The organism is Pseudomonas sp. B33.4, assembly GCF_034555375.1.
Lineage (GTDB): Bacteria > Pseudomonadota > Gammaproteobacteria > Pseudomonadales > Pseudomonadaceae > Aquipseudomonas.
In genome coordinates, this window is record NZ_CP140706.1 from 6358936 (window position 1) to 6375572 (window position 16637).

Below are 16637 nucleotides of genomic sequence, written 5' to 3' on the forward strand. Positions count from 1 at the left end.
TCGTCAACGACTCCCGAATTTTTCGTATGTCCCGACTCAATCCCCGGCAGCAAGAAGCCGTGAACTACGTCGGCGGCCCTCTATTGGTGCTCGCCGGTGCTGGCTCCGGCAAGACCAGCGTGATCACGCGCAAAATTGCGCACCTGATCCAGAACTGCGGCATTCGCGCCCAGTACATCGTCGCCATGACCTTTACCAACAAGGCCGCGCGCGAGATGAAAGAGCGGGTCGGCACCCTGCTGCGCGCCGGCGAAGGGCGCGGTCTGACGGTCTGCACGTTCCACAACCTCGGGCTGAACATCATCCGCAAGGAACACGCGCGGCTGGGCTACAAACCCGGTTTCTCGATCTTTGACGAGACCGACGTCAAAGCCTTGATGACCGACATCATGCAGAAGGAATACGCGGGCGAAGACGGCGTCGACGAGATCAAGAACATGATCGGCGCCTGGAAAAACGACCTGATCCTGCCGCCTCAGGCGCTGGAGAACGCGCGCAATCCCAAGGAACAGACCGCCGCGATCGTCTACACCCACTATCAGCGCACGCTCAAAGCGTTCAACGCGGTGGACTTCGACGACTTGATCCTGCTGCCGGTAAAACTCTTCGAAGAACACGCCGACATCCTCGAAAAGTGGCAGAACAAGGTGCGCTACCTGCTCGTCGACGAATACCAGGACACCAACGCCAGCCAATACTTGCTGGTAAAAATGCTCATCGGCAAGCGCAACCAGTTCACCGTGGTAGGCGACGACGACCAGTCGATCTACGCCTGGCGCGGCGCGCGGCCGGAAAACCTGATGCTGCTCAAGGACGACTATCCATCGCTGAAAGTGGTGATGCTCGAACAGAACTACCGTTCGACGAGTCGCATCCTGCGTTGCGCCAACGTGCTGATCTCGAACAACCCGCACGAATTCGAAAAGCAGTTGTGGAGTGAGATGGGCCACGGCGACGAAATCCGTGTGATCCGCTGCCGCAACGAGGACGCCGAAGCCGAGCGCGTGGCCATGGAGATCCTCAGCCTGCACTTGCGCACCGACCGCCCGTACAGCGATTTTGCGATTCTTTATCGCGGTAACTATCAGGCCAAACTGATTGAGCTGAAGTTGCAGCACCATCAGGTGCCGTACCGTTTGAGCGGCGGTAACAGCTTCTTCGGCCGTCAGGAAGTGAAAGACCTGATGGCCTACTTCCGCCTGATCGTGAACCCGGATGACGACAACGCCTTCCTGCGCGTGATCAACGTGCCGCGCCGCGAAATCGGCTCGACCACCCTGGAAAAACTCGGCAACTACGCCACCGAGCGAAAAATCTCGATGTACGCCGCCACCGACGAAATCGGTCTGGGCGAGCATCTCGACAGCCGCTTCACCGATCGCTTGGGCCGCTTCAAGCGCTTCATGGACAAGGTCCGCGAGCAGTGCGCCGGTGAAGATCCGATCTCGGCACTGCGCAGCATGGTCATGGACATCGACTACGAGAACTGGCTGCGCACCAACAGCTCCAGCGACAAGGCTGCGGACTACCGGATGAGCAACGTCTGGTTCCTGATCGAGGCGTTGAAAAACACCCTCGAGAAGGACGAAGAAGGCGAAATGACCGTCGAGGATGCGATCGGCAAACTGGTCCTGCGCGACATGCTCGAACGTCAGCAGGAAGAGGAAGACGGCGCCGAAGGCGTGCAGATGATGACGCTGCATGCGTCCAAGGGCCTGGAATTCCCTTACGTGTTCATCATGGGCATGGAAGAGGAAATCCTCCCGCACCGCTCCAGCATCGAAGCCGACACCATCGAAGAAGAACGCCGCCTGGCCTACGTGGGCATCACCCGCGCGCGCCAGACCCTGGCTTTCACCTTCGCCGCCAAGCGCAAGCAGTACGGCGAAATCATCGACTGCGCGCCGAGCCGCTTCCTCGATGAGCTGCCACCGGACGATCTGGCGTGGGAAGGCAACGACGACACCCCGACCGAAGTCAAAGTCGTGCGCGGCAATAGCGCATTGGCTGATATACGCGCGATGTTAAAGCGCTAGAATTGACCACTTTTTTTACTAGACCTTCGGCGCACTAAGCGCCAAAAGAGGACAGCTTCATGGAAGCATTGCAGCAGAAAATCCGCGAACAAGGCATTGTGCTTTCCGACCAGGTCCTGAAGGTCGACGCCTTCCTGAACCACCAGATCGACCCGGCCCTGATGAAGCTGATCGGCGACGAATTCGCCTCGCTGTTCAAGGACTCGGGCATCACCAAGATCGTCACCATCGAAGCCTCGGGCATCGCTCCGGCGATCATGACCGGTCTGAACCTCGGCGTGCCGGTGATCTTCGCCCGCAAGCAACAGTCCCTGACCCTGACGGAAAACCTGCTGTCGGCGACCGTTTACTCGTTCACCAAGAAGACCGAAAGCACCGTGGCCATCTCCCCGCGCCACCTGACCAGCAGCGACCGCGTGCTGATCATCGACGACTTCCTGGCCAACGGTAAGGCCTCGCAGGCGCTGATCTCGATCATCAAACAGGCCGGCGCGACCGTTGCCGGTCTGGGCATCGTCATCGAGAAGTCGTTCCAGGGCGGCCGCGCCGAGCTGGACTCGCAGGGCTACCGCGTCGAATCGCTGGCCCGGGTGAAATCGCTGACGGGTGGCGTCGTTACCTTCATCGAATAAAGCCACACCGCAGCTCCCCTGTAGGAGTGAGCCTGCTCGCGAAAGCTTAGTGTCAGTCGATATATTCGTCGGCTGAAACACTGCTATCGCGAGCAGGCTCACTCCTACAGTTGTTTTGGGCCCGGCAGTTATTGTGCGGTGGCTTTCAGGCCGGTGAGGAGCAGGCGTTGGAAGAGGTCTTCTTTCAGGCCTTCCGGGTTTGTGAGTTGCATGCGTTCGAGGTGTTCGGGGTAGAGCGATGCCTCGGGGGCGTCGAGGGCGGCCTTGCCGAGTTCGAGGATTTCGGTGAGTTTGAATTTGCTCTTCAACCAGTTCAGCGCGCGTAGCAAATCCTTTTCAATCACTGTGAAATCACAGCCCAGCGGGTACTCCGGAAACAGATTTGAGTGCCGTGCAGCAATCGTCTGCAAACGCTGCGGCGTGTTGTCGGCAAAGCGTGGGTCGAGGCGGAAATCCTTTGGCAGTTTGCCGACCTTTTGCGCTTGCTCGATCAAGCCTTGCTGGAAGCGTGAGTCGCTGATGTTCAGCAGCGACTCGATCACCACTGCGTCGGATTTACCGCGCAGATCGGCAATGCCGTACTCGGTCACAACGATGTCGCGCAAATGCCGTGGGATCGTGCAGTGGCCGTATTCCCAGACGATGTTGGAACTGACGTCGCCACCGGATTCGCGCCAGCTGCGCAGAATCAGAATCGAACGGGCATCGTGCAACGCATGCCCCTGGGCAACAAAGTTGTACTGCCCGCCGACACCGCTGAGCACCCGTCCGTCTTCCAGTTGATCCGCCACACCCGCACCGAGCAAGGTCATGGTGAACACGGTGTTGATAAACCGCGCATCAAGGCGCTGCAGACGCTTGAGCTCTTCCTGCCCGTACAACTCGTTGATGTAGCTGATGCGGGTCATGTTGAATTCGAGGCGTTTGCTCTGCGGCAGCTCGCGCAGGCGCTCGTAGAAACTGCGCGGGCCGAGGAAGAAGCCACCGTGCACCGAGATGCCGTCAGTTTGCGCGGCCTCGTCGAGGGTGCCGGCGTTAGCCTGTTCCTGAGTCTGCACGTCGGGATAGACCTTGCGCCGGATGATCCCGGCATCCGCCAGCACCAGCAGGCCGTTCACGAACATTTCGCTGCAACCGTACAGGCCTTTGGCGAACGGTCCGGTGCCGCCTTCGCGGTCGATCAATTGCGCCCACTGGCTCAGGTTGATGTCATCGAGCAACGCTTTATAACCGGCGTTATCCGCCTGCCGTGCGAGCAGTGCTGCGGTGAGGGCATCGCCCATCGAACCGATGCCGATCTGCAACGTGCCGCCGTCGCGCACCAGCGTACTCGCGTGCAAACCAATGAAATGATCCTGAAAACCGACGGGCATGTTTGGCGTGGAAAACAGCGTGCTGCTGTCCTTCGCGTCGATCAGCAGGTCAAAGGTGTCGATATCGACCTCGGCATCGCCGGGCATGTACGGCAGATCGGTGTGCACCTGGCCGACCAGCAAAATGGTCTCCCCGGCGTCGCGCCGCTTGGCGATCATCGGCAACAGGTCGAGGGTGATGTCGGGATTGCAACTGAGGCTCAGTCGATCGGGATGCTCGCTGCTGCTGGCGAGCAATTGTGCCACCAGATTGAGCCCGGCGGCGTTGATGTCGCGGGCGGCGTGGCTGTAGTTGCTGCTGACGTAATCCTGCTGAGCCGGCGCGCTGTTGAGCAGGCTGCCGGGCTGCATGAAAAACTGTTCGATGCGGATGTTGGCGGGCAGGCTGTCGCGGTGCAGATCGGCGAGAAAATCGAATTCCGGGTAGTCACCGAAGACGCGCTCGACGAAGGGTTCGATAAAGCGTTTCTGCAAACCGTCACCCAGGTTCGGCCGGCCTAGGCACAGCGCGGTGTAGATCGTCAGTTGCCGCTCGGGCAGCTCTTTGATCCGCCGGTACAGCGCGTTGACGAAGTGATTGGGTTTGCCCAGGCCCAGCGGCATGCCCATGTGGATATGCGCCGGCAACCGCGCCAGCACGTCATCCACTGCCTGTTCGATCGAACACAACTGCACCATCTGAAGCCTCCTGCCCGTTCCGTGAATAGGGGTAGACCGAGATTGCCTTGAGTTTGCTGCAATGAACAGCTTCAGAGTGAATGTGCGCTGTTCTTGAAATATTTATCCGACTCGAAATTGTTGCCCTCACCCTAGCCCTCTCCCAGAGGTAGAGGGGACTGATTGGGGGTTGCTGTGAAGATACGCCGACGTGAAAGTGATGTGCTGAATCCATAATCGCTAAGGTCTTTCCGGTCGATGTATAGCGAAAGACACTTCGGTCGGCCCCCTCTCCCTCCGGGAGAGGGCTGGGGTGAGGGCTGCTGAATCGCAGGCACAAAAAAAACCGTCCGAAGACGGTTTTTTTCGTCAGAAGCGCGGCTTATTTCAGGCCGGACATCTTCTCGATTGCGCCTTTCAGGTCGGCGTCGGAGCAGTCAGCGCAGGTGCCTTTAGGCGGCATGGCATTGATGCCGGTGATGGCCTTGGCCAGGATGCCGTCGAGGCCGCCCTGGTGATCGGCTCGTTCTTTCCAGGCTGCGGTGTCACCGATTTTCGGCGCACCTAAAAGGCCGGAGCCATGGCAAGCGTTGCAATGTTTGGCAATGATTGAGTCTGGAGTCTTGGCATCACCGCCGCCGGCAGTTGCAGCCACTTCCATCCCCTTGCATTCCTGCCCTTGGACACACACCTGGCCGACCGGCTCGAGGCGTTTGGCAATGTCGTCATTCGTCGCAGCTTGAGCGCTGACAGCCCAGAGGGCCAGTACGGTTGCTGGTGCGGCCAGCATTTTCATAATTAGGTTCACGCGTTCACCCTCAATGGTGGCTATTCACGCCTGCGGCCACGGTTCGCAGGCGGGCGGAAGTATAGCGGGTAGCCCGTCACACTGAAACAACCCCATAGTCGAAGGGGTTATACCGCACGGTAGAAAAACTCTCTGGATGCCTTTGCCATCATGGCTTGGCACCTCTTTGTTAAAAATTCGCTGGCGTGGCTGCGCTGATTAGCCGCGCAGGCGCGTCGAACGGATTACGGAAACGATGCGGCTTGGTACTTTCAAAGTAGTAGCTGTCGCCGGCTTCGAGAATAAAAGTTTCCAGACCCACAACCAGTTCCAGGCGACCTTCCACCAGAATCCCGGTTTCTTCGCCTTCATGGGTGAGCATTTCTTCGCCGGTGTCGGCGCCCGGCGGGTAGATTTCGTTGAGGAAGGCGATGGCGCGACTGGGGTGCGCGCGGCCCACCAGTTTCATGGTCACGGCGCCGTCGGAAATGTCGATCAGCTCGTTGGCCTTGTAGACGATCTGGGTCGGGACTTCCTGCAGGATTTCTTCGGAAAAGAACTCGACCATGGACATGGGAATCCCGCCCAGTACCTTTCTCAGCGAACTGATCGAAGGGCTGACGCTGTTCTTTTCGATCATCGAAATGGTGCTGTTGGTGACGCCCGCGCGTTTGGCGAGTTCACGCTGGGAAAGCCCTTTGAGCTTGCGGATCGATTGCAGTCGTTCACCGACGTCCAAGGCGCGAGCCTCCTGATGTTGTAAGAATATTGAGCGTTATCATGGCGACAGCGTTCAGTATTTACAACACTTGGCCCCCGCAGCGGCGTCAACCCTCGGAATAGAGCCTTGGCACCCGGCGCAGGTTGCAGAAGATCTGGTACGGAATGGTGTCGGCCCACTGCGCCACTTCGCTGGCGAGGATGTTTTTGCCCCACAGCTCGACGGTCGAACCGAGGTCGGCTTCCGGCACATCCGTCAGATCGATGCAAAGCATGTCCATCGACACGCGACCGAGAATGCGGCTGCGCTTGCCAGCCACCAAAACCGGCGTGCCGGTCGGCGCCTGACGTGGATAGCCGTCGGCGTAACCCATGGCGACCACACCGACACGCATCGGCTTGTCGGTGATGAATCTGGCACCGTAACCCACCGGTTCGCCGGCCGGCAGTTCACGCACGCAAATCACTTTCGATTCCAGGGTCATCACCGGTTGCAGACGCTCAGCCACGGCGTTGGCTTCTTCGAACGGGGTTGCACCGTAGAGCATGATGCCTGGGCGCACCCAGTCGCTGTGAATCTGCGGCCAGCCGAGTACGGCAGGCGAGTTGCGCAGGCTGACTTCCGCCGCCAGCCCCTGACGCGCCGCCTCAAACACCGCGACCTGTTCGGTGCTGCTCTGCGCGTGCAGTTCATCGGCGCGGGCGAAGTGGCTCATCAAGACAATTTTCGCGACTTTGCCGCTGGCCAGCAGACGCTGATAGGCGGCTGCGTAATCCTTTGGATGCAGACCGACGCGGTGCATGCCTGAATCGAGCTTCAGCCAGACAGTAATCGGCTTGCTCAGAGCTGCCTGCTCGATGGCTTCGAGTTGCCACAGCGAGTGCACCACGGTCCAGAAATCATGCTCGACGATCAGCGCCAGCTCATCGGCCTCGAAAATCCCTTCCAGCAACAACACGGGCGCCTTGATGCCGGCCGCGCGCAACTCCAGCGCCTCTTCGATGCAGGCCACGGCAAAACCATCGGCCTCGGACTCCAGCGCCTGAGCGCAACGTACCGCGCCATGGCCATAGGCATCGGCCTTGATCACCGCGAGCGCCTTGGCGCCGGTGACTTCGCGGGCAATTCGGTAATTGTGGCGCAGGGCTTCTAGGTCGATCAGGGCACGGGCAGGACGCATGGCGGCAGACTTCTAGGCGGTCATGGGAAGAAAAACCGGCGCCGACTGACGACGTGAACCGCCAACAGCGCCGGGAGAGGGATCTTTACAACGGTTACGGCAGCGCGGCGACGATAGAGATTTCTACCAGAATGCTCGGTTTTGCCATTTTCGCTTCGACGGTGGCGCGGGCCGGGGCAGCGCCTTTTGGCAGCCACTGATCCCACACCGAGTTCATCCCGGCGAAGTGCGCCTCGATGTCGTTCAGGTAAATCGTCGCCGACAGCAGGTGTTGTTTGTCGGTGCCGGCCAGATCAAGCAAACGCTCGATATTGGCCAGTACGTCGCGGGTCTGCTGTTCAATCCCGGCGTCGAAGTCGTCGCCGACCTGCCCGGCCAGATACACGGTGCCGTTGTGGCTGACGATCTGACTCATGCGCTCATTGGTGAGCTGGCGCTGGATTGACATGTTTTGCGGACTCCTGGATTTTGTTGCCGTAACGGGAAATATCGAGGCCTTCGGCGCTGATCTGTGGTTTTTTCTTCGCCATCAGGTCGGCCAGCAAACGACCGGAACCGCACGCCATGGTCCAACCGAGGGTGCCGTGACCGGTGTTGAGAAACAGGTTCTTGAACGGTGTGGCGCCAACGATCGGCGTGCCGTCCGGGGTGGTCGGACGCAGGCCGGTCCAGAAACTCGCCTCGGCCAGATTGCCGCCCTGAGGATAAAGGTCGTTGACGATCATCTCCAGGGTTTCGCGTCGACGCGGGTTCAGCGACAGGTCAAAACCGGCGATCTCGGCCATGCCGCCAACGCGGATGCGGTTGTCGAAACGGGTGATCGCGACCTTGTAGGTCTCGTCGAGAATGGTCGAGGTCGGGGCCATCGCCGGGTTGGTGATCGGCACGGTCAGCGAGTAACCCTTGAGCGGATACACCGGGGCTTTGATGCCCAGCGGCTTGAGCAGTTGCGGCGAGTAGCTGCCGAGCGCCAGCACGTAGCGGTCGGCGGTTTCCAGCTTGCCGTCGATCCACACGCCGTTGATGCGATCACCGGCGTAGTCGAGTTTCTGAATGTCCTGGCCGAAACGGAATTCGACACCGAGTTTCACTGCCATTTCGGCGAGGCGCGTGGTGAACATCTGGCAGTCGCCGGTCTGGTCGTTCGGCAGGCGCAGGGCACCGGCGAGGATGTCGGTGACACCTGCCAGTGCCGGCTCGACGCGGGCAATGCCGGCGCGGTCGAGGACTTCAAACGGCACGCCGGATTCTTTCAGCACAGCGATGTCTTTGGCGGCGCCATCGAGTTGCGCCTGAGTGCGGAACAGCTGGGTCGTGCCGAGGCTGCGGCCTTCGTAGGCGATGCCGGTTTCGGCGCGCAATTCATCGAGGCAGTCGCGGCTGTACTCGGACAGACGCACCATGCGTTCCTTGTTCACCGCATAACGGTTAGCGGTGCAGTTGCGCAGCATCTGCGCCATCCACAAGTACTGGTCGATGTCGGCGGTGGCCTTGATCGCGAGAGGGGCGTGGCGTTGCAGCAGCCACTTGATCGCCTTGAGCGGTACGCCCGGCGCAGCCCACGGCGAGGCGTAGCCCGGCGACACCTGGCCGGCGTTGGCGAAACTGGTCTCCATGGCCGCGGCTGGCTGCCGGTCGACCACCACCACTTCAAACCCGGCACGGGCCAGATAGTAAGCACTGGCGGTACCGATGACGCCGCTACCCAAGACCATTACACGCATTTTGTATCCCTCATCGCGGCAGGGCCGCGCACGTCTGTTGTTAGAGCAATGATGCGCGCAGTGTAAAAAAGAAATGCCAGTGCTTTTCACTATATAAGCGCCTATATTTGGCGACAATTCTCGGCAGAAACCCTTTTCACGGAGGCGCATCCCCTATGCGTACCAACACTCAGACCAAACGTGAGCTGGACAAGATCGACCGCAACATCTTGCGGATCCTGCAGGCGGACGGGCGGATTTCCTTTACCGAACTCGGCGAGAAGGTCGGCCTCTCCACCACGCCCTGCACCGAGCGGGTGCGGCGTCTGGAGCGCGAAGGCATCATCATGGGCTACAACGCCCGGCTGAATCCGCAGCACTTGAAGGGTAGCTTGCTGGTGTTCGTCGAGATCAGCCTCGACTACAAATCCGGCGACACTTTCGAGGAGTTCCGACGCGCGGTGCTGAAATTGCCGCACGTGCTGGAGTGCCATCTGGTGTCAGGGGATTTCGACTATCTGGTGAAGGCGCGGATTTCCGAGATGGCCTCATACCGCAAGCTGCTGGGCGACATTCTGCTCAAGCTGCCGCATGTGCGCGAGTCGAAGAGCTATATCGTGATGGAAGAGGTTAAGGAGAGCTTGAGCCTGCCGATTCCAGACTGAGATTGGGGATTCCTGACCCGACCCCATCGCTGGCAAGCCAGCTCCCACAGTGATTATCGGTGTTCACAACATTTGTGTACGACGCCGAACCTGTGGGAGCTGGCTTGCCAGCGATGGCGTCGACACGGTTCCGAGTGAACGCGTTAAACCAACACCTGCCGATTCGCCGCCATGTACTCGAAAATCTGCTTCTCCACGCGCGGATGAATCAGCTCCACCGGCCGCCGCTCATTCGGGCAAGGCAAGGTTTTGGTCGTGCCAAACAAACGGCAAATCAGTGGCCGCTCTTCATACACCGTGCAGCCATTCGGCCCCAGATGCACACAGTTCAGTTCTTCCATCGCCGCATCCTGCTCGGCGCGGGTCTTGCGCGGCAGGCGCGCCATTTCTTCCGGCGAGGTGGTCACCGGCCCACAGCAATCGTGGCAGCCGGGCACGCACTCGAACGAGGGAATCTGCTGGCGCAAGGTGCGGACTGTCTGGCTGTTGCAGCTCATCGAAACGATAACCAAGGTGGGATAGGCGACAATTGTGCCGCAAAAGCCGTGATCCAGACACCGCAGGGCGACCAGTGTTGCCCCCGTTCGGGCGTGCGGCTTATTCTCCGTCAAATTTTCTCGACACCTTAGCCGTTGGATGACGCCCATGACTGCCCGCGCCCACACTTCCGCGAGCCAACCTCACGTTGCCTCTTACTACGCCGCCAGCAGCCTGCCGCAGCCGGATCATCCGCTGCTGCAAGGCGACGTGGCGGCGGACGTCTGCGTGGTAGGCGGTGGGTTTTCCGGGCTAAACACGGCGCTGGAACTGGCTGAGCGCGGGCTCAACGTGGTGTTGCTGGAAGCGCACAAGATCGGCTGGGGCGCCAGCGGCCGCAACGGCGGGCAGTTGATTCGCGGCGTCGGTCACGGTCTCGATCAGTTCGCCAATGTCATCGGCAGCGACGGCGTGCGCGAGATGAAACTCATGGGCCTGGAAGCGGTGGAAATCGTTCGCCAGCGGGTCGAGCGCTTTCAGATTGCCTGCGACCTGACCTGGGGCTACTGCGATCTCGCCAACAAACCGTCCGACCTCGAAGGTTTTGCCGAAGATGCCGAAGAACTGCGCGGCCTCGGTTATCGCTACGAAACGCAATTGTTGCAAGCCGACGAGATGCACACGGTTGTAGGCTCCAAGCGCTACGTCGGTGGTTTGATCGATATGGGTTCAGGGCATCTGCATCCACTCAATCTCGCATTGGGCGAAGCGGCGGCTGCGCAGCAATTGGGTGTGAAACTGTTTGAACACTCAGCGGTGACGCGTATCGATTACGGCCCTGAAGTCAAAGTTCATACAGCCCAGGGATCGGTGCGAGCCAAGACGCTTGTGCTCGGTTGCAACGCCTATCTGAATGATCTTAATCCGCAACTCAGCGGCAAAGTCCTGCCCGCCGGCAGTTACATCATCGCCACCGAACCGTTGAGCGAAGAACAGGCGCATAACCTCTTGCCGCAAAACATGGCGGTCTGTGATCAGCGGGTGGCGCTGGATTACTACCGGCTCTCGGCAGACCGTCGCTTGCTGTTTGGCGGTGCCTGCCACTATTCGGGGCGCGATCCAAAAGATATTGCGGCGTATATGCAACCGAAGATGCTCGAAGTATTCCCGCAACTGGCCGGGGTGAAGATCGATTATCAGTGGGGCGGCATGATCGGCATCGGCGCCAACCGTTTGCCGCAGATTGGCCGGCTCAATGATCAGCCGAATGTGTATTACGCCCAGGCCTATTCAGGCCACGGAGTAAACGCCACGCACCTGGCGGGCAAGTTGCTCGCCGAAGCGATCAGCGGGCAGCACAGCGGTGGCTTTGATCTGTTTGCCAAGGTGCCGCACATCACCTTCCCGGGCGGCAAGCATTTGCGCTCGCCGTTGTTGGCGTTGGGGATGTTGTGGCATCGGCTGAAAGAGTTGGTCTGATGTTTTTGCAGTGATCCCGAGGCCGCTTTCGCGAGCAGGCTCGCTCCCACAAGGGATATGCGGTGGTTTGGAATGTTGTATCCACCGAAGATCAATGTGGGAGCGAGCCTGCTCGCGAAGGGGCCGGCAAGAACAATACAGATCTCAGATCCGCCAGAACGGCTTCAACCCCTCCTCCAGCGCCTGCTCTCGGGTCAGCCCGATGTCCTTGAGCTGATCCGCCGTCAGCGCCAGCAACGCCTTGCGCGTGTGCAGGCGATGCCACATCAGACCCCAGCGGCTCAGGCCGGACGGTGCGTTACGCATGATCTCATTGCGTGCACGATCCTTCTGCCCTGCCGCCAGTTCCTGACTGTGTAACGTCAGCCGCACATCGCTCAAGCCGTTCATTTTCAATGCTCCTGTTTACTTGGGTAGCCAGAGATTCCATGATGCGCGGGCGAGCAAAACCGTTACAGATTCAAAGCAACTGTATTAACTCCATACAGATTTGCCGCTTTGCCCTCTGAATTGTCGATTTTTGCCGCATCTGTACTGGTTTATCGAATCACCGCACCGAGGCAGCGCCATGACCCTTTATGTAAACCTCGCCGAATTGCTCGGCACGCGCATCGAAAACGGCTTCTATCGTCCGGGTGACCGACTGCCGTCGGTGCGCGCCTTGAGCGTCGAACACGGGGTCAGCCTGAGCACGGTGCAGCAGGCTTATCGCGTGCTCGAAGACAGTGGTCTGGCCACGCCGAAGCCCAAATCCGGCTACTTTGTGCCGGTCGGCCGTGAACTGCCGGAGCTGCCCGCCGTCGGCCGTCCGGCGCAGCGGCCGGTGGAGATTTCGCAGTGGGATCAGGTGCTGGAATTGATTCGCGCGGTGCCGCGCAAGGATGTCGTGCAACTGGGTCGAGGCATGCCGGACATCAGCTCGCCGACGATGAAACCGCTGCTGCGCGGTCTCGCCCGCATCAGCCGTCGCCAGGACATGCCCGGCCTGTATTACGACAATATCCACGGCACCCTCGAACTGCGCGAGCAGATCGCCCGACTGATGCTCGACTCCGGCTGCCAGTTGAGCGCCAGCGATCTGGTGATCACCACCGGTTGCCACGAAGCGCTGTCCACCAGCATCCACGCGATCTGCGAGCCGGGCGACATCGTCGCGGTGGACTCGCCGAGCTTCCACGGCGCCATGCAAACGCTCAAAGGCCTGGGCATGAAAGCCCTGGAAATTCCCACCGACCCACTCACCGGCATCAGCCTCGAAGCACTGGAACTGGCGCTCGAACAATGGCCGATCAAGGTCATTCAGCTCACCCCGAACTGCAACAACCCGCTCGGCTACATCATGCCGGAGTCGCGCAAACGTGCCCTGCTCAACCTCGCGCAGCGCTTCGACGTGGCGATCATCGAGGACGATGTGTATGGCGAGCTGGCCTACACCTACCCGCGTCCGCGCACGATCAAATCCTTCGACGAAGATGGCCGCGTGCTGCTGTGCAGTTCGTTTTCCAAGACCCTGGCGCCGGGGCTGCGTATTGGCTGGGTCGCGCCGGGTCGATACCTCGAGCGCGTGCTGCACATGAAATACATCAGCACCGGTTCGACCGCGCCACAACCGCAGATTGCCATCGCCGAATTCCTCAAGGCCGGCCATTTCGAACCGCACCTGCGGCGCATGCGCACGCAATACCAGCGCAGCCGCGACCTGATGATCGATTGGGTGACGCGGTACTTTCCCGCGGGTACTCGCGCCAGCCGGCCGCAAGGCAGTTTCATGTTGTGGGTCGAATTGCCGGAAGGTTTCGACACCCTGAAACTGAATCGTGAGTTGCACGACCAAGGCGTACAGATTGCCGTCGGCAGCATTTTTTCCGCCTCGGGCAAGTACCGCAATTGCCTGCGGATGAACTACGCTGCCAAACCGACAGCGCAGATCGAAGAGGCGGTGCGCAAGGTCGGCGAGACGGCTGTCAGATTACTGGCCGAAGCCGACTGACCTTTTTCCAGAGAACCGCGTCCATATGCCGACCCTAGCCGCCAACCGGAATGATCCTACGTGAGCTTCAGACAGCCCCTGTTCGCTTTGCTGTTACTCGCCTCGTTCCTGAGCGGCTGTGCCAGTCTCGATGTCCCGCGCGAGCCCAGTCAGGCCTTGCCAGCGGTCGATTCCAGCTTCGGCCGTTCGATTCAGGCACAAGCGGCACCCTATCAAGGTCGCTCGGGATTTCGTCTGCTATCCAACAGCAGCGAGGCATTCACTGCACGCGCCGAGCTGATCCGTAACGCCCAGACCAGTCTCGATCTGCAGTACTACATCGTCCATGACGGTATCAGCACGCGGATGCTGGTAGAGGAATTGCTCAAGGCCGCCGACCGTGGCGTGCGCGTGCGCATCCTGCTCGACGACACCACCAGCGATGGCCTCGATCAGATCATCGCCACACTCGCAGCGCATCCGCAGATTCAGATTCGCCTGTTCAACCCGCTGCATCTGGGGCGTAGCACCGGCGTAACGCGCGCAGCCGGACGCCTGTTCAACCTGTCGCTGCAGCATCGACGCATGCATAACAAGTTGTGGCTGGCGGACAACAGTGCGGCCATCGTCGGCGGACGTAATCTGGGCGATGAATATTTCGATGCCGAGCCAAACCTGAATTTCACCGACATCGACATGCTCAGTGTCGGGCCGGTGGCCGAGCAGCTCGGGCACAGTTTCGACCAATACTGGAACAGCGCCCTGAGCAAACCGATCGACGAATTCCTCTCCAGCCAACCGACCGCCAAGGACCTGGAGAACACCCGCACGCGCCTGGAAGAATCGCTGGAAGAAACGCGCAAACAGAATCACGCGCTGTATCAGCAGCTGATGACCTTCACCACCGCGCCGCGCATGGACATCTGGCGAAAGGAGCTGATCTGGGCGTGGAACCAGGCGCTGTGGGATGCGCCGAGCAAGGTGTTGGCCAAGGGCGAGCCGGATCCGCAGTTGCTGCTGACCACGCAACTGGCGCCGGAGCTTAGGGGGGTCAGCAAAGAGCTGATCATGATCTCGGCGTACTTCGTACCAGGCCAGCCAGGGTTGGTGTACCTGACCGGACGCGCCGATGCTGGCGTTACCGTGAGTCTGCTGACCAATTCGCTGGAAGCCACCGACGTGCCGGCGGTGCACGGTGGCTATGCGCCCTATCGCAAGGCGCTGCTGGAACATGGAGTGAAGCTATATGAATTGCGGCGCCAGCCTGGGGATAACTATGGCAGCGGACCGCATGTGTTTTACAGCAAGTCGTTTCGCGGCTCGGATTCAAGCCTGCACAGCAAGGCGATGATCTTCGATCGGCAGAAGTCGTTTATCGGCTCGTTCAACTTCGACCCGCGCTCGGTGTTGTGGAACACCGAAGTCGGGGTCTTGGTCGACAGCCCCGAGCTGGCCGAACATGTTCGCGAACTGGCCTTGCAGGGTATGGCGCCCGCATTAAGTTATGAGGCGAAATTGCAGGATGGCCAGATTGTCTGGGTCACCGAAGACAACGGCCAGATGCATACCCTGACCAAGGAACCGGGGAGTTGGTGGCGACGCTTCAATGCGTGGTTCAGCACCACCGTGGGGCTTGAGCGGATGCTTTGAAAAGCAAAAGATCGCAGCCTGCGGCAGCTCCTACATGGACATACATTTCAACTGTAGGAGCTGCCGCAGGCTGCGATCTTTTGACCTTAAGCCGTTTGCTCTGTACCAAATGCCCCTTGGCGCAATAGCAATATCACCAATCCAAACGCCCCGATCGCCATCAACAGCGGCAACGCATGCCCGCTGATCCATTGGCTCCCCGCCCCCGCCGCCAGCGGCCCGATCAGACAACCGACGCCCCACAGCTGCGCGATATGCGCATTGGCGCGCACCAGCGCATCGTCGCGATAACGCTCGCCGATCAGAATCAACGACAGGGTGAACAAACCACCGGCACTGGCGCCAAACAACACCCACAACGGCCAGATCAGCAGCGTATCGAGCAACATCGGAATCGCCAGACTCGACAGCATCAGCACCACCGCGCAGCCGGCGAACAATGTGCGCCGCGACAGATAATCGGCCAACGCGCCAATCGGCAATTGCAGCAATGCATCGCCGACCACCACGGTACTGACCATCGCCAGCGCGATTTCGGCGGTGAAGCCCTGTTGCAGGCAATACACCGGCAGCAACGTCAGGATCATTGCCTCGAACGCGGCAAACAACGACACCGCCCAGGCAATTGCCGGTAGCTCGCGTGCGAATCCCCAAAGATCGCGGAACGTCACGCTGCTTGCCTCACTGCTCGGCGCGCCGCTGCGACCGAGCAACAGCAACGGTGAAACCAGCAGCAAACCAACACCGACCCAGAAGCCGTAATCATGCTCGGTGCCCAGCGCGCCCAACAGCAACGGCCCCGACAGCTGGCTCAACGCATAGCTGCTGCCATACAGCGCCACCAGGCGACCGCGCCAGTGCTCGACCACCAGTTGATTGATCCAGCTCTCGCCGAGGATGAACACGATGGTCAGGATCACCCCGATCATCAGACGCAGCACCAGCCAGACCGGATAACTTGGCAACAGCGCCAGCAGGCCGATCGATAGTGCCCCGGCCCACAGGCACAGGCGCATCAGGTTCGCCGTGCCGAAGCGCGCCGCCAAATGGCTGGAAATCTTCGCGCCCAACAACACGCCAATCGCCGGCATCGCTGCCATTACACCGATGGCGAAGGAACCGTAACCCCAACCCTCAAGACGCAACGACACCAACGGCATGCTGACCCCCAGGGCCAGACCGACGCTCAAGACAGACGCCAACACGGCGAAATACGTCGCCCAACGCATGTTCCACGCTCCTGTGGATAATTATTATGTGCAACACAAAACCACTGTGGGAGCGAGCTTGCTCGCGAATACGGTTTCA

The 16637-nt window shown here is 60.1% G+C and carries 15 protein-coding genes; 6 read left to right on the forward strand and 9 right to left on the reverse strand.

The window, feature by feature from the left end; genetic code table 11:
• Positions 1–26: 26 nt before the first annotated feature.
• Positions 27–2036 carry a DNA helicase Rep gene (gene rep / locus U6037_RS28280; RefSeq protein WP_322845243.1) on the forward strand — a complete coding sequence of 670 codons (2010 nt, stop codon included), beginning with the start codon at positions 27–29 and terminating at the stop codon, positions 2034–2036.
• A 59-nt stretch (positions 2037–2095) separates the two neighbouring features.
• Positions 2096–2668, forward strand: a complete 573-nt coding sequence (locus U6037_RS28285) for a xanthine phosphoribosyltransferase (protein ID WP_034152041.1) — start codon at positions 2096–2098, stop codon at positions 2666–2668.
• Between the two features lie 128 nt (positions 2669–2796).
• On the opposite strand, the gene U6037_RS28290 is transcribed toward U6037_RS28285, so the two are convergent.
• From U6037_RS28290 to dadA, 6 genes are all read right to left on the reverse strand, one after another.
• Positions 2797–4719: an acetyl-CoA hydrolase/transferase C-terminal domain-containing protein gene (locus tag U6037_RS28290; protein ID WP_322845244.1), complete on the reverse strand. Its 1923-nt coding sequence runs from the start codon at positions 4717–4719 to the stop codon at positions 2797–2799.
• A gap of 361 nt (positions 4720–5080) precedes the next feature.
• Positions 5081–5494: a c-type cytochrome gene (locus U6037_RS28295; protein WP_102901447.1), complete on the reverse strand. Its 414-nt coding sequence runs from the start codon at positions 5492–5494 to the stop codon at positions 5081–5083.
• Between the two features lie 181 nt (positions 5495–5675).
• Positions 5676–6224 (reverse strand): cupin domain-containing protein, encoded by a 549-nt coding sequence (locus U6037_RS28300; protein WP_007920393.1) that lies wholly within the window; start codon positions 6222–6224, stop codon positions 5676–5678.
• A gap of 88 nt (positions 6225–6312) precedes the next feature.
• Positions 6313–7386 carry an alanine racemase gene (gene alr / locus U6037_RS28305; protein ID WP_322845245.1) on the reverse strand — a complete coding sequence of 358 codons (1074 nt, stop codon included), beginning with the start codon at positions 7384–7386 and terminating at the stop codon, positions 6313–6315.
• 94 nt (positions 7387–7480) lie between these two features.
• Positions 7481–7834 carry a RidA family protein gene (locus U6037_RS28310; protein WP_034152045.1) on the reverse strand — a complete coding sequence of 118 codons (354 nt, stop codon included), beginning with the start codon at positions 7832–7834 and terminating at the stop codon, positions 7481–7483.
• Positions 7806–9110, reverse strand: a complete 1305-nt coding sequence (gene dadA / locus U6037_RS28315) for a D-amino acid dehydrogenase (RefSeq protein ID WP_064389549.1) — start codon at positions 9108–9110, stop codon at positions 7806–7808. The genes U6037_RS28310 and dadA overlap by 29 nt, the downstream gene beginning before the upstream one ends.
• A gap of 155 nt (positions 9111–9265) precedes the next feature.
• On the opposite strand from dadA, the gene U6037_RS28320 reads away from it, so the two are divergent.
• Positions 9266–9754 carry an Lrp/AsnC ligand binding domain-containing protein gene (locus tag U6037_RS28320; RefSeq protein ID WP_003177284.1) on the forward strand — a complete coding sequence of 163 codons (489 nt, stop codon included), beginning with the start codon at positions 9266–9268 and terminating at the stop codon, positions 9752–9754.
• 143 nt (positions 9755–9897) lie between these two features.
• Here the strand turns inward: U6037_RS28320 and U6037_RS28325 are convergent, their stop codons facing one another.
• Positions 9898–10251 (reverse strand): YkgJ family cysteine cluster protein, encoded by a 354-nt coding sequence (locus tag U6037_RS28325; RefSeq protein ID WP_038359217.1) that lies wholly within the window; start codon positions 10249–10251, stop codon positions 9898–9900.
• Between the two features lie 148 nt (positions 10252–10399).
• Between U6037_RS28325 and U6037_RS28330 the strand changes: the two genes are divergently transcribed.
• Entirely contained in the window at positions 10400–11710 is a 1311-nt protein-coding gene (locus U6037_RS28330; RefSeq protein WP_322845246.1) for an FAD-binding oxidoreductase, read from the forward strand.
• A gap of 144 nt (positions 11711–11854) precedes the next feature.
• Here U6037_RS28330 and U6037_RS28335 read toward each other — a convergent pair whose 3' ends face one another.
• A complete protein-coding gene (locus U6037_RS28335) occupies positions 11855–12100 on the reverse strand; it encodes a DUF1127 domain-containing protein (protein ID WP_322845247.1) in 246 nt (81 codons plus the stop codon).
• Positions 12101–12278: 178 nt separating this feature from the next.
• Between U6037_RS28335 and U6037_RS28340 the strand changes: the two genes are divergently transcribed.
• Both U6037_RS28340 and U6037_RS28345 read left to right on the forward strand, forming a co-directional pair.
• Positions 12279–13700: a PLP-dependent aminotransferase family protein gene (locus U6037_RS28340; protein ID WP_322845248.1), complete on the forward strand. Its 1422-nt coding sequence runs from the start codon at positions 12279–12281 to the stop codon at positions 13698–13700.
• Between the two features lie 60 nt (positions 13701–13760).
• Positions 13761–15329 carry a phospholipase D family protein gene (locus tag U6037_RS28345; RefSeq protein WP_322845249.1) on the forward strand — a complete coding sequence of 523 codons (1569 nt, stop codon included), beginning with the start codon at positions 13761–13763 and terminating at the stop codon, positions 15327–15329.
• 86 nt (positions 15330–15415) lie between these two features.
• On the opposite strand, the gene U6037_RS28350 is transcribed toward U6037_RS28345, so the two are convergent.
• Positions 15416–16558 (reverse strand): MFS transporter, encoded by a 1143-nt coding sequence (locus U6037_RS28350; protein WP_322845250.1) that lies wholly within the window; start codon positions 16556–16558, stop codon positions 15416–15418.
• Positions 16559–16637 lie beyond the last annotated feature (79 nt).